Origin of the sequence: Mesorhizobium humile (assembly GCF_033977215.1) — a bacterium.
In the GTDB taxonomy this organism is placed as follows: Bacteria; Pseudomonadota; Alphaproteobacteria; order Rhizobiales; family Rhizobiaceae; genus Mesorhizobium; species Mesorhizobium humile.
Window position 1 is genome coordinate 136,886 of the sequence record NZ_JAVIIV010000016.1, and the last position, 21,942, is coordinate 158,827.

Annotated in this window: 26 protein-coding genes and 2 pseudogenes; 12 read left to right on the forward strand and 16 right to left on the reverse strand. The window is 59.2% G+C overall.

The window, feature by feature from the left end:
• Positions 1–26 precede the first annotated feature (26 nt).
• From RFM52_RS22760 to RFM52_RS22770, 3 genes are read left to right on the forward strand one after another with little or no spacing between them, the layout of a single operon-like run.
• On the forward strand, positions 27–329 hold the full coding sequence (locus RFM52_RS22760; protein ID WP_320293583.1) for a hypothetical protein: 303 nt from the start codon (positions 27–29) through the stop codon (positions 327–329).
• Positions 330–379: 50 nt separating this feature from the next.
• On the forward strand, positions 380–709 hold the full coding sequence (locus tag RFM52_RS22765; RefSeq protein ID WP_320293584.1) for a hypothetical protein: 330 nt from the start codon (positions 380–382) through the stop codon (positions 707–709).
• Positions 710–711: 2 nt separating this feature from the next.
• Positions 712–1,416: an SOS response-associated peptidase gene (locus RFM52_RS22770; RefSeq protein ID WP_320293585.1), complete on the forward strand. Its 705-nt coding sequence runs from the start codon at positions 712–714 to the stop codon at positions 1,414–1,416.
• Positions 1,417–1,861: 445 nt separating this feature from the next.
• On the opposite strand, the gene RFM52_RS22775 is transcribed toward RFM52_RS22770, so the two are convergent.
• From RFM52_RS22775 to RFM52_RS22790, 4 genes are all read right to left on the reverse strand, one after another.
• Positions 1,862–2,059, reverse strand: coding sequence for a hypothetical protein (locus tag RFM52_RS22775; RefSeq protein WP_320293586.1), 198 nt, complete (start codon positions 2,057–2,059; stop codon positions 1,862–1,864).
• Between the two features lie 11 nt (positions 2,060–2,070).
• Positions 2,071–2,280 (reverse strand): hypothetical protein, encoded by a 210-nt coding sequence (locus tag RFM52_RS22780; RefSeq protein WP_320293587.1) that lies wholly within the window; start codon positions 2,278–2,280, stop codon positions 2,071–2,073.
• 103 nt (positions 2,281–2,383) lie between these two features.
• On the reverse strand, positions 2,384–2,608 hold the full coding sequence (locus RFM52_RS22785) for a hypothetical protein (RefSeq protein WP_320293588.1): 225 nt from the start codon (positions 2,606–2,608) through the stop codon (positions 2,384–2,386).
• Entirely contained in the window at positions 2,605–2,925 is a 321-nt protein-coding gene (locus RFM52_RS22790; protein ID WP_320293589.1) for a hypothetical protein, read from the reverse strand. The genes RFM52_RS22785 and RFM52_RS22790 overlap by 4 nt, the downstream gene beginning before the upstream one ends.
• Positions 2,926–3,306: 381 nt before the next feature.
• Between RFM52_RS22790 and RFM52_RS22795 the strand changes: the two genes are divergently transcribed.
• The gene (locus RFM52_RS22795) at positions 3,307–3,492 is read left to right on the forward strand and encodes a DUF3606 domain-containing protein (RefSeq protein WP_320293590.1); all 186 of its coding nucleotides are present in this window, start codon (positions 3,307–3,309) and stop codon (positions 3,490–3,492) included.
• A gap of 175 nt (positions 3,493–3,667) precedes the next feature.
• Here the strand turns inward: RFM52_RS22795 and RFM52_RS22800 are convergent, their stop codons facing one another.
• On the reverse strand, positions 3,668–3,871 hold the full coding sequence (locus tag RFM52_RS22800) for a KTSC domain-containing protein (RefSeq protein ID WP_320293591.1): 204 nt from the start codon (positions 3,869–3,871) through the stop codon (positions 3,668–3,670).
• A gap of 896 nt (positions 3,872–4,767) precedes the next feature.
• Between RFM52_RS22800 and RFM52_RS32965 the strand changes: the two are divergent.
• Together RFM52_RS32965 and RFM52_RS22805 are read left to right on the forward strand one after the other, a co-directional pair.
• Positions 4,768–4,878: pseudogene (locus tag RFM52_RS32965) on the forward strand (hypothetical protein); the annotation flags it as partial.
• Between the two features lie 215 nt (positions 4,879–5,093).
• Entirely contained in the window at positions 5,094–6,359 is a 1,266-nt protein-coding gene (locus RFM52_RS22805) for an NRAMP family divalent metal transporter (RefSeq protein WP_320293776.1), read from the forward strand.
• Between the two features lie 1,134 nt (positions 6,360–7,493).
• Here RFM52_RS22805 and RFM52_RS22810 read toward each other — a convergent pair.
• The 9 genes from RFM52_RS22810 to RFM52_RS22850 form a co-directional block, all read right to left on the reverse strand.
• Positions 7,494–8,132 carry a hypothetical protein gene (locus tag RFM52_RS22810; RefSeq protein WP_320293592.1) on the reverse strand — a complete coding sequence of 213 codons (639 nt, stop codon included), beginning with the start codon at positions 8,130–8,132 and terminating at the stop codon, positions 7,494–7,496.
• Positions 8,116–8,526: a phage holin family protein gene (locus tag RFM52_RS22815; protein WP_320293593.1), complete on the reverse strand. Its 411-nt coding sequence runs from the start codon at positions 8,524–8,526 to the stop codon at positions 8,116–8,118. Before RFM52_RS22815 ends, RFM52_RS22810 begins: the two co-directional genes overlap by 17 nt.
• A gap of 24 nt (positions 8,527–8,550) precedes the next feature.
• Complete coding sequence (locus RFM52_RS22820) at positions 8,551–9,069, reverse strand: hypothetical protein (protein ID WP_320293594.1); 519 nt, start codon at positions 9,067–9,069, stop codon at positions 8,551–8,553.
• A gap of 721 nt (positions 9,070–9,790) precedes the next feature.
• Positions 9,791–10,954, reverse strand: a complete 1,164-nt coding sequence (locus RFM52_RS22825; RefSeq protein WP_320293596.1) for a sensor histidine kinase — start codon at positions 10,952–10,954, stop codon at positions 9,791–9,793.
• A 523-nt stretch (positions 10,955–11,477) separates the two neighbouring features.
• Positions 11,478–11,783, reverse strand: coding sequence for a hypothetical protein (locus RFM52_RS22830; protein ID WP_320293597.1), 306 nt, complete (start codon positions 11,781–11,783; stop codon positions 11,478–11,480).
• A 145-nt stretch (positions 11,784–11,928) separates the two neighbouring features.
• The gene (locus RFM52_RS22835) at positions 11,929–12,258 is read right to left on the reverse strand and encodes a DUF6894 family protein (protein WP_320293598.1); all 330 of its coding nucleotides are present in this window, start codon (positions 12,256–12,258) and stop codon (positions 11,929–11,931) included.
• Positions 12,259–12,660: 402 nt separating this feature from the next.
• Positions 12,661–13,713 (reverse strand): flavodoxin family protein, encoded by a 1,053-nt coding sequence (locus tag RFM52_RS22840; RefSeq protein ID WP_320293599.1) that lies wholly within the window; start codon positions 13,711–13,713, stop codon positions 12,661–12,663.
• 370 nt (positions 13,714–14,083) lie between these two features.
• The gene (locus tag RFM52_RS22845) at positions 14,084–15,655 is read right to left on the reverse strand and encodes an FAD-dependent oxidoreductase (protein WP_320293600.1); all 1,572 of its coding nucleotides are present in this window, start codon (positions 15,653–15,655) and stop codon (positions 14,084–14,086) included.
• 27 nt (positions 15,656–15,682) lie between these two features.
• A complete protein-coding gene (locus tag RFM52_RS22850) occupies positions 15,683–16,189 on the reverse strand; it encodes a YciE/YciF ferroxidase family protein (RefSeq protein ID WP_320293601.1) in 507 nt (168 codons plus the stop codon).
• Positions 16,190–16,881: 692 nt separating this feature from the next.
• Here RFM52_RS22850 and RFM52_RS22855 point away from each other — a divergent pair.
• Entirely contained in the window at positions 16,882–17,187 is a 306-nt protein-coding gene (locus tag RFM52_RS22855; RefSeq protein WP_320293602.1) for a hypothetical protein, read from the forward strand.
• Positions 17,188–17,815: 628 nt separating this feature from the next.
• Positions 17,816–18,550 (forward strand): SGNH/GDSL hydrolase family protein, encoded by a 735-nt coding sequence (locus RFM52_RS22860; RefSeq protein ID WP_320293603.1) that lies wholly within the window; start codon positions 17,816–17,818, stop codon positions 18,548–18,550.
• On the opposite strand, the gene RFM52_RS22865 is transcribed toward RFM52_RS22860, so the two are convergent.
• Positions 18,551–18,706: a hypothetical protein gene (locus RFM52_RS22865; RefSeq protein ID WP_320293604.1), complete on the reverse strand. Its 156-nt coding sequence runs from the start codon at positions 18,704–18,706 to the stop codon at positions 18,551–18,553. It lies immediately after the preceding gene.
• A 280-nt stretch (positions 18,707–18,986) separates the two neighbouring features.
• On the opposite strand from RFM52_RS22865, the gene RFM52_RS22870 reads away from it, so the two are divergent.
• Positions 18,987–19,202 carry a hypothetical protein gene (locus RFM52_RS22870; protein ID WP_320293605.1) on the forward strand — a complete coding sequence of 72 codons (216 nt, stop codon included), beginning with the start codon at positions 18,987–18,989 and terminating at the stop codon, positions 19,200–19,202.
• Positions 19,183–19,356: pseudogene (locus RFM52_RS22875) on the forward strand (transposase); the annotation flags it as partial. The gene RFM52_RS22870 and the pseudogene RFM52_RS22875, both read left to right, overlap by 20 nt.
• Before the next feature lie 178 nt (positions 19,357–19,534).
• Here RFM52_RS22875 and RFM52_RS22880 read toward each other — a convergent pair.
• A complete protein-coding gene (locus RFM52_RS22880) occupies positions 19,535–19,777 on the reverse strand; it encodes a hypothetical protein (RefSeq protein ID WP_320293606.1) in 243 nt (80 codons plus the stop codon).
• Positions 19,778–19,859: 82 nt separating this feature from the next.
• On the opposite strand from RFM52_RS22880, the gene ku reads away from it, so the two are divergent.
• Positions 19,860–20,684, forward strand: coding sequence for a non-homologous end joining protein Ku (gene ku, locus RFM52_RS22885; RefSeq protein ID WP_320293607.1), 825 nt, complete (start codon positions 19,860–19,862; stop codon positions 20,682–20,684).
• A gap of 1,151 nt (positions 20,685–21,835) precedes the next feature.
• Positions 21,836–21,942, forward strand: a 107-nt coding sequence (locus tag RFM52_RS22890) for a PRC-barrel domain-containing protein (protein WP_320327875.1), incomplete at its 3' end; no start/stop codon positions are given.

Consider the following 21,942-nt stretch of genomic DNA (forward strand, 5'->3'; position numbering starts at 1 on the left):
TTCTCTTTTCGTTCACTGTAGGCGAGATGGAGGAATTTCCAATGAAGCCCCTACGTGCCATCGAAGCCGACCAACCCGAAATCTTCGCTATCATCAAGCGCGAGTTGCCCGCCATCCATCTCGCGTCACGCAAGATGGGCAAGCAGTTGCGCGGCCTGTCCGATGTCAGCCAGAAAAAGGCCATTGCGGAACTGATGGCATGCTGGGTCGCGGCGTGCTACCCAGAAGACTTGGAGTTGCAGCTGTCGCTCGCGGAGGCGATCTGCGACCAAGCCGAGATCAATCTGACGGAAGCCGCCCGAATGAAGGCGCGCCGCCAGCAGCATTGATGGTCACGCGAAGCCGCGGCATCCCGGCGCCTACGATCATCGACCGCGAGATGCCGCACCAGGCCGCCCTGCCCGACGATATCTGCACCGGTCACAATTTCACGCTGATCCGGCGCTTCCTCGAAGAGCACGGCCTCGAATGCCGGATCAGGTCCGTAATCGCGATCTGGGAGGACGGCAAGCAGGAACAATGGCGGCTGCACTGCTTTTCCGATAGCGCAGCCGCAGCGGCCTTCCTTGACCACTTCGGCGGTATCAAGTTCGATCCGAAGCGAGACAGGAAGAACGGTCGCGCGCGCGGCGTATGGTGGCGCTCCGGCGCCTATGAACGAATTCTGGAAATGGGGCCGCTCAGCGTGCCCGAAGCCCTGCGGAGCTAGGCATGTGCAATCTCTACAACATCACGACCAGCCAGGAGGCGATCCGCCAGTGGACGCGGACGCTCCGCGACATCTCCGGCAACTTAGAGTCCTCGATCGACATCTACCCAAACCAATTTGCTCCGGTGGTTCGCAATGCTGCCGACGGCAGCCGCGAGCTCGCCAGGCTTCGATGGGGCATGCCAACGCCCCCCGAGCGGATGCGCGGCAACGCCGATTCCGGCACAACCAATGTCCGCAATCCGCAGTATGCCCACTGGCAGCCCTATCTCGGCGTCGAGAACCGCTGCGTGGTGCCGGTGACGAGCTTTGCCGAGCCGTCGCCGACACCGGGCGACAAGGATCCAGAAACCGGGATCCAGAAGAACTTCTGGTTCGCGGTCAGCGAGGAGCGACCACTGTTCTTTTTCGCCGGCCTGTGGACGCCATGGCACGGCGTGCGCAAGGTGAAGGAAGGCCCCGGCGACCACGAAATCTATGGTTTCCTGACGACCAATCCCAACGCGCTCATCAAGCCGATCCACGAGAAGGCAATGCCGGTGATCCTGACCACGCCGGAGGAAACCGAATTGTGGCTCACCGCCCCCTGGTCGGAGGCGAAGAAGCTACAGCGGCCGGCGCCGGACGACACGCTGGTGATCGTTGAGAAGCCGGAAACGCAGATCAAGTTTCCAGGCGAGCCGCCAGCGCAGGCTTCCTTGTTCTAGGATAACGGCCATGGATCACATCGTCAGGTTGGACAGCCGCCAGGGAGGCAGCGCTGCAACAGGTTGCCGACAAGTTCATCAAGCTTCACGGCGGCGACACCGTGAAGGCGCTGAAGGAGATGATCGTGCTCAACGGCCACCTGCAGGATGAATTGGACAAGATGAAGGGCAGCCCGCGCGGTCGGCGCTACGGATGAGCGACGAGGCCACTCGCACCGGTGAGACCATCCAGCAGCGCCGGCGCGGCCCGCTCGGGCACGCTGCGAGCATGCCGAATGCGGCAAGGATGCCGGTTGGGGTTTCGGGCGGCCGAAACAACCATCGTACTGGTTCTGCTACGAGCACCGTGGCGAAGGGGAGAAATTCCTATGATTGAAGTGCTGTATATCATCGACGGCCGGCTGAACGCCAACCTGGAGGAGAGCCAAGACCGACCGCTGGCGCACTACATGCCGAGCGTCTGGGCTTTTCCAGACGGTTGAACAGCTTCAACGAGCAATTCCGCCGCCGCCTCGACCTCGTCCGCCGCGTGGTCTGTTCGCTCCATACGCGTCACAACCCGTTTGTGCAGCATCTCCAACCTTGCGGCATGGTAGAGGGCGCTTCGCGTTCGGCCGTCCGAATTGAGCGGTTCAAACAGCATGGCAAATTCCCTCAATAGCGTGCTTCGGGATTGAGCTTCATAAAGCGGGCGCGCGCATCGATCACGCGCTGCTGTTCGACGCGGATGCGGTTGCAGAGAGTCAGGTTGATAGCAACCCCGCCGCACTCGTCCGCCAACTCGTTTGCCCGGCTGAGCGAGCGGTTTGCTCGATTGATGCGCTGACGCGCCCTGGCAACTTCCAGATTGAGCATCTCGACCATAGTTCGGCATCCCTTAAGTCTGCCGTCCCTTCCCAAAATCAACTGAAGTCGAGCGATTTCGTTCCGAGGGCGGAATGTCGCGGCCGAGGCGATCTTCGTTGAACTAGCGCTTCGACACCGCGCCTTTGTCCAGCTCGGCTTCCAGTCGATCGCTCACCGGCTTGGGCTCAGCGCTGAGCGACACCCTGTCGAAACCCTGCAACCAAGCTTCCGCATGCTCGACCCAATAATCAGGCACAGCCCGTTCCTTGCCGTCCTTGCGCGCCTGCTGGCCATACATCCACGCGTAGCCGACGCGCTCCTGATCCTTCTTGGCGACGGCCATCATTCATCCTCCCAAAAATCCTTTAACGAGGCGTGCCGCAGCATCTCCTCGCCCTTGAGGATATTCACTCTACCGACGAGGCCGGGTTTCAGCCACTCCGCCTTCTGCTTCTTCAAACCCCTCGGCGGCGGCGCGCCACCTTGCCGATGAATGCGGTTCCACAGCGCCTGGCGCTTGTCAGCTTTGAAGGTGACGAAAGCGCCGCCCATGTAGTGGCCCTTGTCAGCCATGAGCACCATGGCCGGCTCACCGGCCCCTCGCTGCACGCCGAGGATGTCCATCTCCTTCTCGACGTAGCACTTGATCTTGCGCCAGTTCATCGTTGGGCCACTGCGGTAAGCGCTATCGATCCGCTTCGATCTGATCCTTCGAGGTTCGCCTCGCACGCAGGGTGGTAGACGGCGTCGCTGGTGTGCCTGGGAGCGCCTCGCTGAATTGGATACGGCCACCGGCCGGGATCAGCGCTTGTAAAAACTTTGCGCCAATCCCCATGGCTTCGCCCTTCGGCGGCAGCTCGACCAACTCTGGTTCCATCGTGCGAATGAAGGAAGCCGATCCCCGCCGGCAGACTTGCGCATAAGCGCTCTGACGCAGCACGAATTTGATTAAAATATCGCAGAACCGTAAGCATTCCGTTAGAGAATTCTAAAACGCGGGAACATTCGATTAATGCCGCTGTTTTCCTGCCAAGGAGACAGCAAATGACCGATGACAAGAACAAGCGAGATTTCCGCGACCGCGACCGCGTGTCAGCCGATGAGGATTATGAGGTCCGCAACTTCGCCAAGCAGCATCGCATCACGCCCGAACAGGTCAGGGCACTGATTGGGGAGCACGGCAACGACCGTAAGATTTTGGAGCGGGAAGCGCGAAAGCTGCGCGGGTGACAAAGCTTTCCGATTTGGGACCGCCTATCGTTGGCAAATTGCGACTTAAGCCTGAGCCCACCGAGGAGGCCCATTTCCAAGTTTGCCTAGCGTGCGGCCAGGCGGTTGATAGACGCGACCTTAGGCAGGTCATTTGGCACGAACAACCTGGTCACCAGCCTTTTGAAATGGACAGTTAGTCCGGAACGCGGCGATACCGGAAATGATTGCGGATGTGGTCGTTGAAATAGCGGCCCTTGACGAAGGCCGACCGGAAGGCCGTGTAGGTCTCTGGTGGCACCTCCTCAAAGTCGTAGCGCTTGCCGCTGGCCACAAACCACACCGAGAGGATTTTGCTGGCCGGATCGTATTCCGTTTTCCTGATTGAGGTAGATGGCATGGGCAGTCGCTAGCGGCCTGTGCGACATCAGTGGAAGATCACGGCCGACAGCACTGCTATGCCGATCGAGACCGGTATTGCTGCCAGCAGGCAAGCTTCGACGATTAGGGTTTCTTTGTCGCTGAACATGGAAAGGCAATGCTTTTCCGTGCTTTAGGTTCCGGGTAACAAAAAAGCCCGACGACCGGAGCCGGCGGGCTTTACCGTTCGCCTGAGCCATCTTGGCATCAGGGCGGCGGTAGAGGCGGGGGCACGGAAGGTCCCACAACGATGGCAGAAAGCTTCGCCTTGCGGATCCCCGATTGATCCCTCAAACGCCGAGAAACTGGCCCGCTATGGTGGGTTGTCAAGCCGCCAAAAAGCCCGCCAGCTGGAGCTGGCGGGCAGGTATTGGGGACCGCCCGGATGCGCTGGCAACGTGTGCGCGACGGGCTGTCCTGTAACAGTAATGAGCCTGGCTGGTTCCTCCACGAGCCGTCCCTTGCCCCTCAGTCCTACTATCCCTGAGACGAACGTCTTGCCACGTCGCTCATAGGTCCCAGCCGTGAAACCATTTCCGGAAATTTCTCTTAGGGTGGGCTGGCAAGAATAGTCCCTTCATTGCCAGCCCGTGGATGCCCAGCATCGACCTGCGATGATGGTGGGCATCCACGTAACTTGATTGCGAGGAGAGTGCCCAATTGCCGATCCCGGAAAGTCTCAATGATCATCAACTGAAGTTCGATTGCCCACGATGCTCGCATCCGATCATTCGCCGTGGCTCATGGTTCAAGGTCATTTCCACTTTCAGGTGTCCGGGTTGCAACGGGACGCTCCATCTCGGCTATCCCGAAAAGGTCCGCATCTTCGAAAGTCACAAGCATCTAGCCGGCTAGCGCGAGTAGCCTGCATCTTCATTTACCGCTTGGCGCGCCTTCGGTGCGAGGAGCCAGGGCGATGAGGAGGCCTATCGCGCCTGGACGGCGACATCGTATCCCACAGAGAGCGGCGGCCCGGACGCGCGGTGACCGGCGCGTCGAAGCTTATCCTCGCGGGCTTAAGTAGATGCGAGGGAACTGAAGGGAATAATCCCCGTTCATCATCCATCCAACCTAACTTAGCAGGCGCTCATACGTCGTCGGTGAGCCCTCGACCGAGGTCGACCCTTCGTTGCAGGGCCATGGGCATGGAGGACCAAGACGTGAGCGATGCCAGTTCGGGAGCCTCTCGCGAGCAGAGCAACATGATCGCGAAAGGGCCGTTTCAGCGGTTCCTGCGCACTATCGGGCCGGGCTTTATCACCGGGGCTTCGGACGATGATCCCTCAGGTATTGGCACCTACAGCCAAGCGGGAGCGCAGCTCGGGTTCACTATCGGCTGGACAATGGTTGTGGCTTTCCCACTGATGGCGGCCATCCAGGAGATTTCAGCGCGGATCGGCCGCACGACGGGCAAAGGGATATCGGGCAACTTGGTCCGCTACTACCCGCGGGCCTTGCTCTGCTTTATCGTCACCCTGCTTTTTATCGCGAATGTCATCAACATTGGCGCCGATCTCAGCGCCATGGCCGACTCGCTGAAACTGCTGGTCGGAGGTCCAAGTTCGGTCTACGTGATCGGCTTCGCCTCGGTCTGTGTCGCGGCAATCGTGTTCCTCGACTACAGCCGCTACGTCACCATCCTCAAATGGACGACCCTCAGCCTGTTTGCCTACGTGGTGGCCATGTTCGCGGCCAAGGTCTCTTGGAGTGATGCTGCCAGAGGGCTCATCCCGCAGATCCAATGGAGCGGGACGTTCCTCACCACCCTGCTGGCCATTCTCGGCACCACCATCTCGCCCTACCTGTTCTTCTGGCAGGCGTCGCAGGAAGTTGAGGAAGAGGAAGCGAAGCCGGCCGCCAAGCCGCTAAAATGGGCCCCCTGGCAGGCAGCGCGGGCGTTTCAGCGCATTCGCGCGGACACGTTGGTGGGCATGGCTCTATCCAATCTCATCGGTCTGGCAATTATCTTCACGACCGCGGCAGCGCTTCACAACGCCGGGGTCACCGACATTGCCTCGTCCACCGACGCGGCCAAGGCTCTTGAGCCGGTGGCGGGCAAGTTCGCGTTCATCATCTTTTCCGCCGGTATCATCGGTACCGGATTGCTCGCCGTCCCGGTGCTTGCCGGATCGGCCGCGTTCGCCGTCGGCGAGGCATTTCACTGGAAAGTTGGCCTGTCGCGCAAACCTAAGGAGGCGGTGGCGTTCTACGCCACCCTTGCGGCGGCGGCCGCGCTGGGCACCGGTATCATGTTCACCCCTATCGACCCGATCAAGGCCCTCTACTGGAGCGCGGTGATCAACGGTATGTGTGCTGTTCCCGTCATGATCGTCATGATGTTGATGGCCGGACGCGCCGACATCATGGGCAAGTTCCCGGTGCAGGGGTGGCTGCGTCTGCTCGGCTGGCTCTCGACAGCGGCAATGGGGCTCGCGACGCTCGGCTTAGCACTGCAGTGGGTGATTTAAGCCTTAAAAATGCGCGTTTCTACAAGCCGCTCGAGCTACACGAAGTGATCGCTCGACAGCGGAACATTAGCGTTTTCTAAATGTTATTCTTCTAGGAGGAGATAGAAATGCATAGCATCATTTACCTCGTTGGGCTCGTCGTCGTTATTCTCGCAGTCCTGAGCTTCTTTGGTCTGCGGAGATAGCCACGTTTACAATCTTTGTGCGAGCCGGCGCCCCGTCGTCCTCGCCGATCAGGCCTCGTGGTGTGTCAGAACAGGGCGTCCACGGCCCTGCCCGTCCATCGCCAAATTGCGCGATGCTTACTTCTTCTTCGGAGCATCCGCTGGGTTGCTTCCCCGTTCGTCTCCGGTCCCCCTGTATTGACCCTCTGCAGCCCGTGCCGATCCGCCATATGTCAGGCCTCCCGCACCGGTTAGGCCGAGCACAATCGGTCATGAGACGCTGATAAAAACTTCATGTTGTGGTCGAAAGCCATCGCTGACAGCAGCCGCAAATCGAAATCCCCTAGCTCACCGCCTGTGGCCCGCGGGTTCCTTCCTCGGGGACTTTCGTACGTCTTCCGGCGCCGAAACTCATCAAGTAGCGGAAAGGCGGCTTTCGGATTGCAAGATACTTAATCGGACGCCCGTTCACCAAGAGTCGATCGTCTCCGCGGGACCGTGCCTACCGAGATTGAAGCCTCCTGGAGTCGACTCTAGCTTCCCGGATCAGGACCGATCCCGCTAAGGACGCTGCTTAACCTTTGGACGCCGAGCTATTCCACCCGACCGGAGAGCAGGCGCACACGATCCGCTACCGGCGCTTGGTGCAAATCCGGTGGGAGAAGCGCGTGATCTGGCGAGATGAGTAGGTAGCTTTCCCCTGCGACGCGGACTAGCGAAGAACATGCGCGGTGGCTAATAACGACGAAGGGGCTCCGGATCTCGATCCGAGACGATGCAAAGCTTTTGGAACGCCTATGCCGCCGTCTACTCTGCTGGCGACGCCGCGACTTTCGGCGCTTTGCGGCACAGCGAACGGATCGACAGCATCGTCCGTGAGGCCGGATCGAGCAAGGAAGTGGGAGCCAACAACAATCGAGCAGCTTCCTCGACATCCGATTGCTGGTCGGTGCGGACTGAGGCACGGAAGCTAACCGGCATCGTTCTGGTCGCTCGAGGTGGACCCGCTCAAATGGTTGCTGATGGCCGCCATGATGACAAGGAACGCAGCGCCATATTTTGCAAATCCGAAAGCTTGCGCGGCCCAAATCTTCGCACCCCTCGAATGTTGAGAGATGAAGTCGCCTGCAGGTCTACTCAGTTCGGACGGGATATTGGCCATCAGCTCTTTCTCTAGCGCCGTCGACCTGAAGCCGCCGCTTAGTATCGAGCCGATCGCCAGCCCGCCTGCAAACCGAGCCACCGCGCCAGCCCGAGCAAACGAACCAACCGGCGGGTCCGATCGCTCGTATGGCGGCTCGGTTTCCGGGTCGCTCGCATGGTCATCAGAATGCCTGGAAGTATTTTCGGTCGCGCTCAGCCTTCCGACCTCGAATGCGGTAATTGCCCCCAGGCCGATTAGCCCTGCCGTCCCACCATTTTCCTTCACGGCATAGGAAACGTTGCCGAACGTCTCTTCCATCTTCTTCTTCGCGATGGCCATGGCGCCGTCTGCCAGCTGACGGGGTTGCATTCGGCGAGTAATCTCCGCGACGCAGCCAGCTAGCGCGTGTCGCTCCAAGGCAGCTCTTGCCGCCAAGGCTGCAATCTGCTCATTGGTTGGCGCCATGATGGAGTCCTCTCTTCAGCGCGGTGAAATCGGCGGTTGCCTGGGCGATTGTCTGCTCCGGGATCGGCGTCCAACCTGCGATGGCCTTTTTTGCGAAATGCAGCGACGCCACCCCCGCGACGGACAGCACAGCACCGACGATCAGACACGCGAAAACGGCACTGATTCCAGCCAGCACGATGGCGAGTATCAGGCACTCCACCAAGGCAAACGACCCCAGAACAAACAGGACCGCCGCCGCGATCCCGTAGATCCCAGACGCCATGATCGTGGAAGCTTTTGATTTCAGCTCAGCGTGAAAGAGTTCCAGGTCGAGACGAGCCAAAGACGCTGCTCGGTCTCCCGCCTCACGCACAACGCCTCCAAAAGAACGAACCTCCGGCCCATTGTCCATGTCAGCCCTCCTGGCCCTGACAGATCAGGAGTTGGAGTTCCGCATGAAGCGCGTCAGCACGATACCAGCGAGGATCCCGATGCCAAAGAAAGCGGCGGGCTGGCGTTGCGCGAACTTCGTCACCGAGTCGACCAGCTCGCCGACATTACGATCCCTGATGTCGGTCGAAATCCGCTCCACACCCTCGGCGGCACTGCGCACTATGCTCGCCACTTGAGGCGATTTCTGCTCGATGCCATCTGCCGCTTCTTTGACCGAGTGGGCAATGTTTGCGATAGCGTCGGCCCCGGCGGTCTTGTTTGTTTCCACCGCCTCTTTGAAAGCACCCGCGGCATCAGCGGCCACGCCCCCCGCATACCCTCGGGCATCTGTTGAAACCGCAGCCGCAGCATCTTTCAGGTCGCCCAACGCGTCGGAGGCACTCGACTTCAGCTTATCGATTGCCGCTCCGGACTTGCCTGCGGTGGCAGCGCCGGACGTGCGATCCCACGCATCGCGGTCGGATATGGAACCGGTCAGATTATCTTTTTCGGACGGGGTCATTGGTTTCTCCTCCATGATCGAAAGGGAACTCCATGCATCGTTCGAGGTTCCAAGCGCTGGCTAATATAAGATTGGAGGAGGCAAACGTAGACGATCGCCCAGCCGTCGCGGGCTAGATCATAACCTGACGGATCTGGGAGAAGTAGCCGGCATCTCCTATCCAACATGCTGGCACCACGGCACAGATGGCGGCGGGCACGACCAAGGCAGAGGACAGTGTCTTCCTTGAGCACGGTCTCATAGCTGATCAATCGCCGGAAACACGCGAGCTTGTAATCGAATTTCGGGCCTGCGGCAGGATTGCCACCCAGCCAGTGGAGGCAGCCAATCAAGCTCGCCGATCTGGGTTCGAGTAGCGGCCGGGTCAGTGTGTCGACCGGATCGCCGGGCAAGCCCTGTCTGCGCTCCACTGGTTGAGCGCCCCCCGGGCGAGAATTGCCACGCCGGGGGCAAGATTCCTGACCGTGCCAGATGGCACCGTGGCCGGCTTGCCCGATGGCATCGGCGGGGAATTTCTCGTCGGATGAAGTGAGCTCCTGCAAGCCAACGATCTCATATCGGGTTTCACCGAGCCATTTGAGGAGGGCGGGTGTTACGCCGTGTACGTTGAAGGTCGCGATGGTGGTCATGGTCTATTGCCGACGATCTCTTGCGAGAAGCGTATCGATTTCGAGCTGTGCGTCAGGGAGTGCGAGATGCGTAAAGAGGTACGCCGAACTCGTTATGCGATTACGGGAAAAACGACCGTTACGGTGGTGCCTTTGTCAGAGCTTAACAGCTCCGCCGTGCCGCCAATCTGGCGTGAAAGTGCTTGAATGAGCTTTTGTCCCGATCCACCGGGTCGCGGGTTCCGCACGCCATGTCCGTCATCTGCCAACGTCAGTCGCGCCTCCCCGTAGCCGACGCCGGATTGCAGGCTAACATTGATGTTGCCTTTACCTGTGCCGAAGGCATGCTTGACAGAGTTCATCACGGCCTCGTTCAAGATGAGGCCCAACGGAACAGCACGCTCCATCGCGAGTTCGACTTCGTCGGCGTTGATCTCGATCGTCGCGTTCTCCATCTGCGCCTGCAGTGATGCGCATAGCGCGCGCAGATAGTTCGCCACATTGACCGCCCGCAGATCCTGGCCGGGTGACAACTGGTCATGGGCAAGCGAAATAGCGTTCACGCGGTTTGCCACGTGCTCCAGAACGCGATGCACTTCGGCGCTCTCGAAGCGCCGTTTTTGAATAGCAATGGAGGCCAGGATAAGCTGGAAGTTGTTCTTCACCCGGTGCTGCATCTCCCGCAGCAGCACCTCGCGTTCCTCCACCTGACCGATGGCGGCTGCTGTTGATTGCGCGTCGGCGGAAGCAGTTGGTCTCTGCAGTGTTGAAGAGATAACGGCCGCAGCAGCCATCAGAAAAGCGATAGTGTCGTCGCCGAACTCGCGCGTGACTGTCGAATCCACCTCGAGTACGCCCCAAGCTGCGCCCTTGACGAGGATAGGTACGTTCGCAAGGGACTTGATATTGTGCTCTTTAAGCACCTCGGAAAAAACGAAATCCCCCCGCTGTTGCGCAGTCGCTCCGTCTACTATCACCACCGGCTCACCCGTCTGGTATGTTCGTCCAGGTGGCGACCGCAGGTCGGCGGGAAACGTCGCCAGACCCACCACGCCGTCCTTCCAACCAAACCCGGCCTCGATGAACAAATCAGCTGTTTTATGCCGATATCGCAGGGCCTTTACGTGGTCGATCTCGATCGCTCGAGCAACTTGCACGCAGGCTTGATCAAGGAAGCGAGAGAGCGTGGTTTCTTCTCCGGCCAGCCGGCCGAGGTCCACAAGAATGCGGACATGTCGGCGCAGCTTTACAAGGCCATCAACGTCGTCCAAAGGCACGATCCTTCAGGTCAACGTTTGATTAACGCCCGAGTGCGGAAAATGCTCCCGAGTGCCCGTCGGTGTCTCCCGCGATTGGAACCAGGCCTCCAGTTCACAAACCATGCCGTTGGAGCAGCGTAAGCGGTGGACTCCCGGCAGCAAGCTTTCATATCAGCAAGCTTGAATGCGGCCGAGGAGCAGGCGCCTCACATTGGCAGCCAATGCCGAACTACCTTTGAAATTCTCCGAAACGAGCAAAGCTAGGTGATACCTGGCTCGATCTCGACAACCCCAGCGGCTGCGAGGGGAAGCACTGAAAGCATTGCATGAGATTGCCATCGACGAATGGCTTCACGCGAATTGGACGTTAGGGGCGCTGTGCGCGATGAGACCGGCAAGCTGCTTTATTCTGCCTCGCTCAACATTGCCCGGCCATTGGCGAGCTAACAGGCCGCTGAAGAAGTCTGTAGCAGCGCCGTCGGACTGGGGCGAGTTCGTATTCGCTTTTTGGGACCTATGTCTTTGGCATCGAGTTAACGTCTCAGATGAGCGCTATCGCTAAGTAGCGGACCACAACATTATCCTGTTTAAACCGGCGCTCCAGATCGCCACGTCGAAGTTTCCAATCTGAAACGTTCACCTCTGGCGTCATCACCTCGAAGATAACAATCTCGTCACTGTCTGTTTCTCCACTGTCTTTCCAAAGACCCTCCGCGGGTGCCTGGAGATAGGCGGTGACGCCTTTGAAACGAACCGCGAGTTCTTCTTTCACATCGTCGAACTCCTTCCCCGGAAACGGCTCACCTTGGTTGTCGTTGCGAGGCAGCAGGATCTGGACAAGATACATGGCAAATCACCGCGAAAACGCTATAACCGTCGCCGCTAGCAAGCGGTTCCCTCCAAGGGTCGTCGGCGCGAAAGCGAAAGCCCCTCTCAGGAAGCATGATTAATATCTCGGGCCCTTCACCCCTTGGCTCCGGCCGGGGGGTTTTTCATGTCGAGCCAGAGCCTTCTGGTTCCTTGGTAGAGGGAATATATCGCGCGGATCCCGAGGGAACCTTCGCCCCAAATTGAAGGGTGAACAACAGGCGGTCTTCGCTGTCCGTCACATTCATGATCCAGGGCGTCATATGCTCCCAGAATGACCGATTGCTCTCGTTGATTATCTCGCCGGCCGCACGCACTGCTTCCCGCCGCGCGGCAGTCAAATCTGGCAGTTCGATTCCGTTAGGGTCTGGGGTGAATTCGCCATTGTCGACGTGGAAGTGATAGATTGGCATGTTGTGCTCTCGCTGGTTGCGACAATCCAACAGCGACGCCACGACTTCGTTCCCGGCGAATGGGAGCGCAGTAGCGTGCCGCTTGACCAGCTGCGAACGCGCAGTCCAGTTTCGCGCTGTTTGAGGGATCAACCGGGGATACCCCTGAAGAAGCCACACGAGAAGTCCGCCCTTGTCCACAAGGCGAAGCTTTCTGCTATCGTTGCGGGACCGTCCGTGCCTCCGCCCTGATCCCAAAACGGCTCAGGGGAACTGCAAAGCCCGTCAGCTATCGGCTCGAAATCACTGCTCGGCTTAATCGGAGCGGTCATTTAGCTGTCTGGATGTTCGCCAGCTGTGCTGCATGAGCTGTCGCGAACAGAGCCGGAAGTACGCTGCACTGACCGGCAGATGTCGCTGGTTGTCGGGGGCGAACCGGCGGGTCTCATCCTTGCTAGGATGGACCTATTTCTGCCTCGGTTCTTCTAACGTCGAGCCGGCTATCCTTATTCTACCGGCTCGCTGGTCCATCAGCGCTTCGGCAAGCGTCAAGGCGACGTTGCGCACTTCGCCCTGGATGGCTTCGTCAGTGTCCAGTTCCTGATGATTGGTGGCGTAGGGTTTCCAATAGCCGATGTAGCGGTCGAGCTCGGCAGCCGGCCCAGCTGGCGCAAGGTTCATGAAGCGCAGCCAATCGGAAACCGAACGGCGCACATTCTCGGCGCCTTCGACATCGCCATGAACGACAATTGAAAACAGTCGGCCAGCTAGGTGACGCGGATAATCCCAGCCGTCGAGTTCGACATGCTTGGCTTTCTCAGCGTCCTTCCCCCCGGTAAGTGTCGGATCCGGGTTTCCACCATCCGCGCAGACGAGGCGGTCCATCATCAGCTTTAGGGGAGATGAAACCTGGTACCAGTTTACCGGCGTGATCACCATGATCCCGTGGGCAGCCACCCAGAGCGGATAAATATCGTTCATCCAGTCCTGCACCTGCCCGAGCGAATGGTTCGGATAACAGGAACAAGGCCAGTGACAGAGTGGAGCTGCGGTTGAGAAACACGCCTTACATGGATGAATGCTGCGCCCGTATTCTGACGCGAGCCGTGATAGATCGAGTATTTCTGCCGTTAGCTTGCCATTGCTCTCGATCGCATCCCGCGCCAACTCGGCCAACCGGAAGCTTTTTGACATTTCCCCCGGGCAGGTATGTTCGCTCCGCGATGAGCTGTTGATGATGAGAACGTGGGGCGGCATGGCCCGGTTCTCGTAACGCTGCTGAGCATCATCGATCGCCTGCCGCGCTGCGATCCAGTCCACCGAGAGGTCGTAATCGGGATCTGCAAACCCCGGTCCCGCCTTACGGGTCCGCGGACTCTTGCGGCTATCGGCATAGGCCTGCCAAGCCACTTCGGCAATGTCTCCGAGTTCGGAGTCCAGCTTGTCAAACGCAGGGTCGGCAAACTGCTGTCGGTAACGCACCTTGAACTCCTGCTCGCCAAGCTTTGGGCTGGGCATCCCCTTCCGTGGCGTCGTATTCCCCGGGGACTTTTGTGTTCGCTTTGGCATTGCGGTTGCAGCGTCAGAGGAGCTTATCGAGCGAAACGCGGGGATCTTCGGAGAGCGCCATAGATGCGCCGTTGACGCTCAAGGACATGATCACCTCGCTGCGAGCTGGGTCTACTTCAACTATCTTCGGTTCGACCGGTTCCAAGGCCCGCTTCGTAAATCACACTGACAGTTGAGCAGTGGCGCAAGAGCCCAGCGGGGTGATTGGGAATGATACCATCGTCCCTGAAGAAGAAAGCGTTCGCCTCGCGCGCGCACCTGACGATCGAGCTCGCCGCTTGACGGCCGCTCCCAGCCCGTAATGTTCTCGACGATCTTTTTACCGCGCTCGAGTAAGGGCATCAATCTCTCCCGCGGACGCGTCCACTGGCCGGAGAGGATCAACGGCCGGCCCGTTGAGCACAGTGCCATCGGGAGCAAAATGCGAGCCGTGACAGGAGCAGTCCCAGCATTGCTCGGTGGAATTCCAGGCGACTTCGCATCCGGAATGCGTGCAGACGGCGGAATGCAGCTGCAACTTTCCGGCTGTGTCGCGGCAGGCGGCAATCTTGCTCAGGCCGTTGCGAAGAATCCCACCCTGACCGGGCGCAAGCGCGTCAAGTGACTTCAACTCGCCCGGAAGCAGGTAAGCGGCAAGATTTTTGACGGCGGACACGTTTTCCCGGACATAGTTGATCACCCCAGAGGGCGTCTTGCGCGACGGCTCGTAAACCGTCGCCCAACGGTTCTCCTGCCCCGAAATCAGGTCCTTCAGAAGCAGGCCGGACAGCGCGCCATGTGTCATGCCCTGTCCTGAATCACCGGTGACCACATAGACCGACTTGCTGCCGGGATTTGGACCGATGAAGGCGCAGTAGTCGATCGTGTCCAGAACCTGCCCTGACCAACGGGTGACCTCCTTGCCCAGCGTGGGAACGAGTTGGCGTATCCAGGCCTCGATCGCCTCGAAGCGGATGTCGCCATCGTCGGCTTCGCCCGACTTGTGGTCGGCGCCGCCGGCGATCAGATAGTCGATCGAGCCTGGGCCGGGATTCATTCGGACGTAATGATAGGGATCGCCGGTGTCCCAGAACAGCGCATCCGGCAGATCGCCACGCGGCAGGGTGAAGGCCATCGCATAGGTGCGATAGGGCGACATCTTTGTGTGCAGTTGGAAGCGATCGTTGATCGGGGAATTCGTGGCGACGACGGCTGCGGCCGCTTCGATCACGCCACCGTTCTCCGTAGAGATGCGTACGCCATCGGGCAATTCTTCAAAAGCAACCACAGGGCTGTCCGCGAAGATTAGCCCGCCCCTGACACGGATTGCGCTAACCAGGCTACGCAGATAGCGCAGTGGATGGAACGTGGCCTGATTGGGATAGCGCAGGACGGGCGCCTTCTCGAAACCCTTTAACGGCACTCCGGTCACGAGTTCGACGGGCGCGCCCAACTTCCGCGCCGCGTTGAATTCCTCACGGCGCTGGTCGCGCGCCTCCTTGGGATCCAGCCCCATCGCAGGAAACAGAAAGGCGTCCAGCCTGCGGAAATTGCAGTCGATCTTCAACTCGGCGACGTTTTCTTCGATGCGTGCTACCGCGGCTTCCTGGCTTTCCTGGAAGAGCCTTGCGGTTTCTTCACCGCGCAGATTGATCAACGCGCTCAGGCCGTCGTCGCAAATTGGCGCCAGATGCGCTGTGGTGCGGGACGTCATTCCGCCGGCGATCGATCCTCGATCGATGACGATCACCCTTTCACCGATGCTGGCCAACTCGTGTGCGACCGACAGGCCAGCGATGCCCGATCCGATGATGACGGTGTTGCAGCTCTTCTTTCCCGAGAATTTCGGCGCGTCAGGATAGACGTCGACCTTCATCCAGAGCGATCGGGTCTGTTCACCGCGCGCATTCATGCAGAGATCCCTTCGGAGAGCTGCCGCTCAGCCGGATGCCTTTTGGTTGACCTTTCGCTGCGCAATGGTGGTCAGCTTCTTGTCTGCCGCCTTTTCCTCGCTGAGCGTCGTTGTAAGAAGCCGGGCGACGGCTTCGTTGCCGCTCTCCTGCGCCCACGCAATCAGCGTTCCGTACCGGGTGATTTCATAGTGCTCGACGGCCTGCGCCGCGGTGATCAAGGCGGCGTCGAGCACCTTCTTCTCTGCAACCTCGCCGGCGATCTCGTTGGCCTCCTTGATGATGCCGTCGATCGCCGGGCAGGTTGTCCCCTTCGCCTTTTCGCCAATCAGTTCGAACGCTTGCTCGAGCCGCTGCACATGTTTTTCCGTTTCAAAAAGATGCGCCTTAAAGACAGCCGTCAAATCGCGATTGGTCGCCTTTTCGACCATGTCGGGAAGCGCCTTCAGGATTTGCTTCTCGGCATAGTAGATGTCCTGCAGAACATGCAGGAACAGGTCGTCCATCGTCTTGATGTCCTTCGTAAACAGGCCCACGGCTCACTCCATAATCTGAATGCTGAATATGCCGGAACAACGTGCAGCGTCAGTTCCCGTTCCAGCCGCCCGCCACGCCGATGAATGCGGTATGAGCGTGACCGAGGCTGGGCCGCCCATGCCGCAGGAACGAATGTCGTCTTCTGGCGTTGCGGCTTGTCGGACCAATTTCCGGCTTGCCCCGTATCTATGGAAAATCGCCATATGGAGATGGCCGCGTTCCATTCAACAAGTACAAGTCTGCGCAGTTAGTTGTCAGATCCAGCCCCGGCATTCCTCCAGGAATGTTGAATGTCGCGTGCAGAGGCCGGACACGATTTGCTGGTCGGGCCTAGCCGATCTATGGCGCTCGCATGCGCGAAAGGCAGCACACTGCATACCGCCCGCGCGGACGCTAAGCTGCATTCCGCTTGAGTATCACAGCGAAGTGGTGCGCATCCGTGGCTCGACGAACGATTGATGGACTTGCCGAGCCTATTTCATTGGGGGGTTGATCCGCCGGCCGCCAATCTTGTCGGAGCCGTCAGGTGCGCGCCCGTCGCCGGTCTCGCCGCGCTCGCTGCCCCAGGAAAGGGCCGACGTACCGACCGTCTTTTATCAATACTTCACCATAGGGGCAGCGGTTCCGGAACCTTTCTGATTGCCACGGACTTCCGGGAGCCACTGTGAATCCCAAATGAAGGAATGTCGGCATGAAAGTAACCGCAGCAGGCATCGACCGCATCAAGATCGGTAATGCGGACGCAACTGGCCACGGCGCGCATTTCGTCGTTTGGCTTTATCTCCAGGTCGACGAAGGCGGCACGCAGACCGGTCAGGAACTTGTGGTGTCGGTCCCGTACGACGCGAAGATGACCTTCGACGATATCGCCACCCAGGCCTTCGAGAAGGCGCACGCCATGCTGCTCGCTTGCTGCGAGATAGACGAGTCCATGTGGTGGAAGCAGTTCAACCGCAGCCTTGCGCCGCTGCCGGAATGGACGCCTGGTGCGCAGTAATTGGGAGGCGTAGCGTCCCAACAGGGCCCATGCCAGATTCTGAATAATAGGGCCGAGACTTGGGCACTTCGCCAGGCAGCACGGTGGCCAGAGAACGAACCCGTCGTGCGGGCTAGGCCGTGAGGTGAGTTAGGACCACGAGCGGGACGTCGCCAGGCGTCCGGCTCGCGGTCAGCCACTCGCTTTGCGCCCGCATACAGTTCGGGGGTCGAGGAAGCGGTCACTCATTCCGCCCTCCGGATGCGTTCACGCGTGTAGCGCAGTAGGATGCCAGCTCTTTAGCCGGAGGACGCTGGATGCGTCTTGGCTCTAGTATAGCGGCTGTCGCTCTGGCTAGCATGATGGCGGGACGATCAGCAAAGGGAAGAGCGGGCGATCCGAGCCGCAAAGGCGCGAGCTGGCACGCATGTTGGCTATCGCATGGAGTCGCGACGCCGAGCCAGCGCTCGGGAACTGGCGGCGGCCCATGGCCGCTGGCATCGTCTCATCGAGGGCGTCGGACGCGCCCAGGTTTACAGCATCGACGACGGTCAATCCGTTAAGTTAGGATCGCGGGTGTGATCCATCATTAGCATTCGGATGATTACATCATTTCGGAAAACGCATTTGGCTAAGCTGCGATGTCATCATGAGCCTTGAGCGAAAGATCGTGGCGTGCCTCGGATCGAGCAGCACGGCAGGCAAAGGACAAGCATTTGATTGGATCGCTGAGCTTCGCCGCCGGCCGCGCAACGGCCGATTTGAGTTTCGGAATTTCGGCGTCGGTGGTGACTTGGCCTATAACGCGCTGCAGAGGTTGCCAGACGTGGTTGCCTGTCGGCCCCACAAGGTTGTCGTTTGGGTTGGCGGCAATGATGTTCTCGCCGTCGTGTCAAGCAAGGCACGGCGTTTCTTCGCTTTATCGAAGCGCCTCCCATGTAGTCCGTCACCAGACTGGTATCGCGAAAACCTCGTCGAAATAGCCCGTCGACTAAAGCGGGAAACTGAGGCGGAGGTGGGGCTTTGCTCGCTCTGTCCCATTGGAGAAGCCTTGGACTCGGATGATCCGTTCCAGAGCGAACTCAATCGCCGGGTCGAGGAATATTCCGGGATCGTGGCATCTGTCGCGGATGAGGAACGCTGCGTCTACATTTCGCTCTATGAGGCGATCACGGAAGCAGTTCATGCCTCGCCCGGTCGGGCCTTCACGGCGTTCAGATTTCTTCCATTCTACCGCGATGCGTTTCGCGTACTGGTGATGCGACAGTCTCCCGACGAAGTCGCACGCAGAAATGGGTGGCTTTTTCACACCGACGGCGTGCATTTGAACAGCCGTGCGGGGCGGATCGTAGCTGATTGCATACAGAAGTTCATCGACGCCTGATTAGCAGCGGTTTGAGAAGCCCATCATCTGCAATGAAGTCACGATTGCAGTTTGATGGCTGTTTCCGACCGAGGAAGCATTGAGGCTGATCTGGATCAGACTGCCGCCCGTAGGCGAAGGGTTGGGCGTCGCGATCTTCTTGATGATCGCTTTCATTCTTGTCGGTCATGGTATCCTCCTCGTGCAATCATGCCTCGCGCTACGATTTGCGAAACGGTTGCCTCGACGCCGTTCAGCGAAATGCCGAAAGAGAAGCTCGCGTTAAAATCCACGCCGAAGGAGGCTCAGGGCGGCCGGTGGTCGTATTGCCGCGGCCGGCGATGCGTTCCGTTCGGATCCTTTCGGAAGGCTCGAGCTATGGAATCGGTCTGGTTTTCGGGAGGAGGAGAGGGCGTTTCTGGCTGTCTGCGCTTATTCGGTCGGGGAAGCCGATTGCTTGGCCAAGGTCCAATATCTTTTGGAGATCGAGGCGCGCGGCCAGCTCGACCTGCCCGAGCACATTCAGGCTCTTCTTGGCTCGATGATGCCGAAGCCACGAGACACGCCGCCGGACAGCTTCGGCATCATCAGCAGCTTGCCGGAAAGGTTAGTTATGGGACTGAACTGGTGCGCCGCGCGGTGCCTGGCTGCCGCTGCCGGCCTATTCGCCTGATCTCAATCCAATCGAAATGGCCTTCTCGAAAATCAAGGCGCTGCTCAGAAAGAAGGCCGCGCGATCCTTCGACGCTTTATGCAACGCGCTCAGGACCATATGCGACCTGATCGACCCGCTACAGTGCAGAAACTTCTTCAAAGCCGCCGGATATGAGGAGAGCCATCGGGAGCGGAACCTAAAAGGACGGGGAAGCATTGCGTTTCGTTCAGTGACAAAGAAACCCTAATCGTGGAAGCCTGCCTCCTGGTAGCCATACCGGTCTCGATCGGCATGACCGTCCTGTCGGCTGTCATCTTCAACTGATCAGCACGCGCGGCATTCGGCTGCATTCAAGAGGCGTCGGGCACGATGGTGAGCGGCTGGTTACTATCCGCAGCCAAATTGGCGGCAAGGGCTTCGAGCGCTTGAACGTCAGGCGCGTAAGCAGCAGCATGCGCAGGATATCGTCTCTGCTGCGCGCGGTAAAAGTCCAACCATTTTGGCAAGTCGGCGATCGGGAACGTTCCTCGCCATATGTCTTTCTGGAGCGTGAATGTGCCCGCCCTCGAATCGTAAGTCGCTATCGTCTTCATGCCAGCCTCATAGCATGGCTCGACCGGGAACCATGCTCGGCGCTAACTGTTCCTGTGTGAATGCATCGGTGAGGAACAAGGCATGGCAGCGCCCCGCGCGGTTTGGAAAGGCTTCCTGAAGGTCGGGTCGGTGTCCTGCGGGGTGAAGCTGGTGGGCGCGACCACCGAGGCCGGGAAGGTTCATTTCAAAATCCTCAATCGGGAAGACGGCTTGCCCGTCAAAAGCGCCTATATCGACGAAGGAACCGGCGACGCCGTGCCGACGGAAGACCAGATCAAGGGCTATGAGGCCGAGAAAGGCGATTTCGTTGAGATCGAGCCGGACGAGATCAAGAAGCTGAAGCTGACATCCCAGCATACGCTTGACGTGGAGGGCTTCGTCGCGATCGATGAGATTGACACCCGCTACCTTGAAAAACCCTATTACGTCATTCCCGCTGACGGTGCCGCCGTAGAGGCATTTTCGGTGCTGCGCGAAGCCATGGCCAAGAAGCGGGTCGCGGCACGCTCCTGTGTCGTGCTGTACCAGCGGGGCAGAGAGGTCATCATCCAGCCCTTCGGCAAAGGAATGCTGTTGACTGAGTTGCGAACCCACAACGAGATGGTTTCGGAGCGCAGCGTTTTCGACGACCTGAAGAGCCCGAAGTACGACAAGGATCTGCTCGAAATCGCCGGGTTGTTGATCGACAAGAAGGTCACGAAGTTCGACCCGTCGAAGTTCGAAGACACCTATGAGGATGCGTTGATCGCAATGATCGATGCCAAGCGGAAGGGCAAGAAGCCGCCCGAGCCAGCGCCAAAGCCCGAGGAGAACGTCGTCGACCTTGCCTCCGTTCTGAAAAAGAGCTTGGAGAAGGAAGGGATCAAGGGCGGCACGAAGGCGAAACCGACGCGCAAATCGGCTTAGTCGCTTCGCTTAACGTCTGTGAAACCCAGAGGTGGTGCTTGCGTGCAAGGGTAGCCCGGGCCTTCGGCCCGACAGCTCCGGTCAGCGGGCTTTTCTATGCCGCCGCACGGTTGCGGTGATGACGTTGATACCTTCGACGTATTCATGGTCTGGACCAGCGAAAGCCTTCGTCAGGCAAGTGGTCAACCCAGTCGCTGAGGGAAATCGCAGGAGCCCGTCGCCAATCTCTCCCGAGCAAGAATAGTCCCTTCATTGCCACCCCGTGGATGCCCAGCATCGACCTGCGATGATGGTGGGCATCCATGTAACTTGATTGCGAGGAGAGTGCCCAATTGTCGAACCCGGAAAGTCTCAATGATCATCAACTGAAGTTCGATTGCCCATGATGCTCGCATCCGATCATTCGCCGGGGCTCATGGTTCAAGGTCATTTCCACTTTCAGGTGTCCGGGTTGCAACGGGACGCTCCATCTCGGCTATCCCGAAAAGGTCCGCATCTTCGAAGCTCACAAGCATCTAGCCGGCTAGCGCGCAAACCCCATAGCGTAAAAGCCTCGCGCCGGCAGCGGCTAAGCTTCATCCGAAGCGGGCGCCTTAGCGTGCGATCGGAAGGGTCGGGAAAAGCGGTTGGAAACAACGCCTCCTTTCCAATTTGCTCTGCGCGGCAGTTTTTGCTCATGTTGCGACGGCTATCGGGCCTTCTACGGAACTGGCACATGGAAATTGAGTTCATCGATCTGACACCGGAAAATGGCCTCGTACCAACGTCGCCGATCGCTCGCTTACATGGTGGATGCGCTAAGGGGGCTCCGCAGCGGATCTCAAGAACCCACGGAGCGTCGCTATCACGCTTGCCCGGGCGGACTTCGATCCCTTTCTGTTGGCGCCGGCCGGAATGATATTCATCCCCTGCTGTCGTGGTGAGCCCCAACGAGGCGGAGAGCGCCAAGATTACGATATGGCTGCGGGGACTTGCGTGCTCGCCAACACGCTTGTTGAGCTTGCTAATCTCTGACGAAAGCGGCTGGCGGCCGCCACCGAGGAGGCGATGAAGGATCACGTTCACTCCCACCGATAGCTGCGCGGTAAGCCGGAACTTTCGTCCGTGCCCCTCATTGTCAGTGCAGGTATTCAACAGAGAGGAGCACCACCATGACCACCCCGTCCGGGCATACCGAAGCCATTGCGGCCTCGCGCGTCATCGGCACGTCTGTCTACAACACCGAAGGCAAGAGCATCGGCAGCATCGAGGACGTCAT

What these genes read in the sequence shown, in the direction of transcription:
- RFM52_RS22880 (WP_320293606.1), bottom strand. Translation starts at nt 19,777, where the DNA reads ATGAAGACGATAGCGACTTACGATTCGAGGGCGGGCACATTCACGCTC.
- RFM52_RS22765 (WP_320293584.1), top strand. Translation starts at nt 380, where the DNA reads ATGCCGCACCAGGCCGCCCTGCCCGACGATATCTGCACCGGTCACAAT.
- RFM52_RS22795 (WP_320293590.1), top strand. Translation starts at nt 3,307, where the DNA reads ATGACCGATGACAAGAACAAGCGAGATTTCCGCGACCGCGACCGCGTG.
- RFM52_RS22780 (WP_320293587.1), bottom strand. Translation starts at nt 2,280, where the DNA reads ATGGTCGAGATGCTCAATCTGGAAGTTGCCAGGGCGCGTCAGCGCATC.
- RFM52_RS22800 (WP_320293591.1), bottom strand. Translation starts at nt 3,871, where the DNA reads ATGCCATCTACCTCAATCAGGAAAACGGAATACGATCCGGCCAGCAAA.
- RFM52_RS22810 (WP_320293592.1), bottom strand. Translation starts at nt 8,132, where the DNA reads ATGGCGCCAACCAATGAGCAGATTGCAGCCTTGGCGGCAAGAGCTGCC.
- RFM52_RS22865 (WP_320293604.1), bottom strand. Translation starts at nt 18,706, where the DNA reads ATGAAAGCGATCATCAAGAAGATCGCGACGCCCAACCCTTCGCCTACG.
- RFM52_RS22815 (WP_320293593.1), bottom strand. Translation starts at nt 8,526, where the DNA reads ATGGACAATGGGCCGGAGGTTCGTTCTTTTGGAGGCGTTGTGCGTGAG.
- RFM52_RS22805 (WP_320293776.1), top strand. Translation starts at nt 5,094, where the DNA reads ATGATCGCGAAAGGGCCGTTTCAGCGGTTCCTGCGCACTATCGGGCCG.
- RFM52_RS22830 (WP_320293597.1), bottom strand. Translation starts at nt 11,783, where the DNA reads ATGTATCTTGTCCAGATCCTGCTGCCTCGCAACGACAACCAAGGTGAG.
- RFM52_RS22760 (WP_320293583.1), top strand. Translation starts at nt 27, where the DNA reads ATGGAGGAATTTCCAATGAAGCCCCTACGTGCCATCGAAGCCGACCAA.
- RFM52_RS22770 (WP_320293585.1), top strand. Translation starts at nt 712, where the DNA reads ATGTGCAATCTCTACAACATCACGACCAGCCAGGAGGCGATCCGCCAG.
- ku (WP_320293607.1), top strand. Translation starts at nt 19,860, where the DNA reads ATGGCAGCGCCCCGCGCGGTTTGGAAAGGCTTCCTGAAGGTCGGGTCG.
- RFM52_RS22855 (WP_320293602.1), top strand. Translation starts at nt 16,882, where the DNA reads ATGAAAGTAACCGCAGCAGGCATCGACCGCATCAAGATCGGTAATGCG.
- RFM52_RS22785 (WP_320293588.1), bottom strand. Translation starts at nt 2,608, where the DNA reads ATGATGGCCGTCGCCAAGAAGGATCAGGAGCGCGTCGGCTACGCGTGG.
- RFM52_RS22820 (WP_320293594.1), bottom strand. Translation starts at nt 9,069, where the DNA reads ATGACCCCGTCCGAAAAAGATAATCTGACCGGTTCCATATCCGACCGC.
- RFM52_RS22790 (WP_320293589.1), bottom strand. Translation starts at nt 2,925, where the DNA reads ATGAACTGGCGCAAGATCAAGTGCTACGTCGAGAAGGAGATGGACATC.
- RFM52_RS22840 (WP_320293599.1), bottom strand. Translation starts at nt 13,713, where the DNA reads ATGCCCAGCCCAAAGCTTGGCGAGCAGGAGTTCAAGGTGCGTTACCGA.
- RFM52_RS22845 (WP_320293600.1), bottom strand. Translation starts at nt 15,655, where the DNA reads ATGAATGCGCGCGGTGAACAGACCCGATCGCTCTGGATGAAGGTCGAC.
- RFM52_RS22775 (WP_320293586.1), bottom strand. Translation starts at nt 2,059, where the DNA reads ATGCTGTTTGAACCGCTCAATTCGGACGGCCGAACGCGAAGCGCCCTC.
- RFM52_RS22860 (WP_320293603.1), top strand. Translation starts at nt 17,816, where the DNA reads ATGAGCCTTGAGCGAAAGATCGTGGCGTGCCTCGGATCGAGCAGCACG.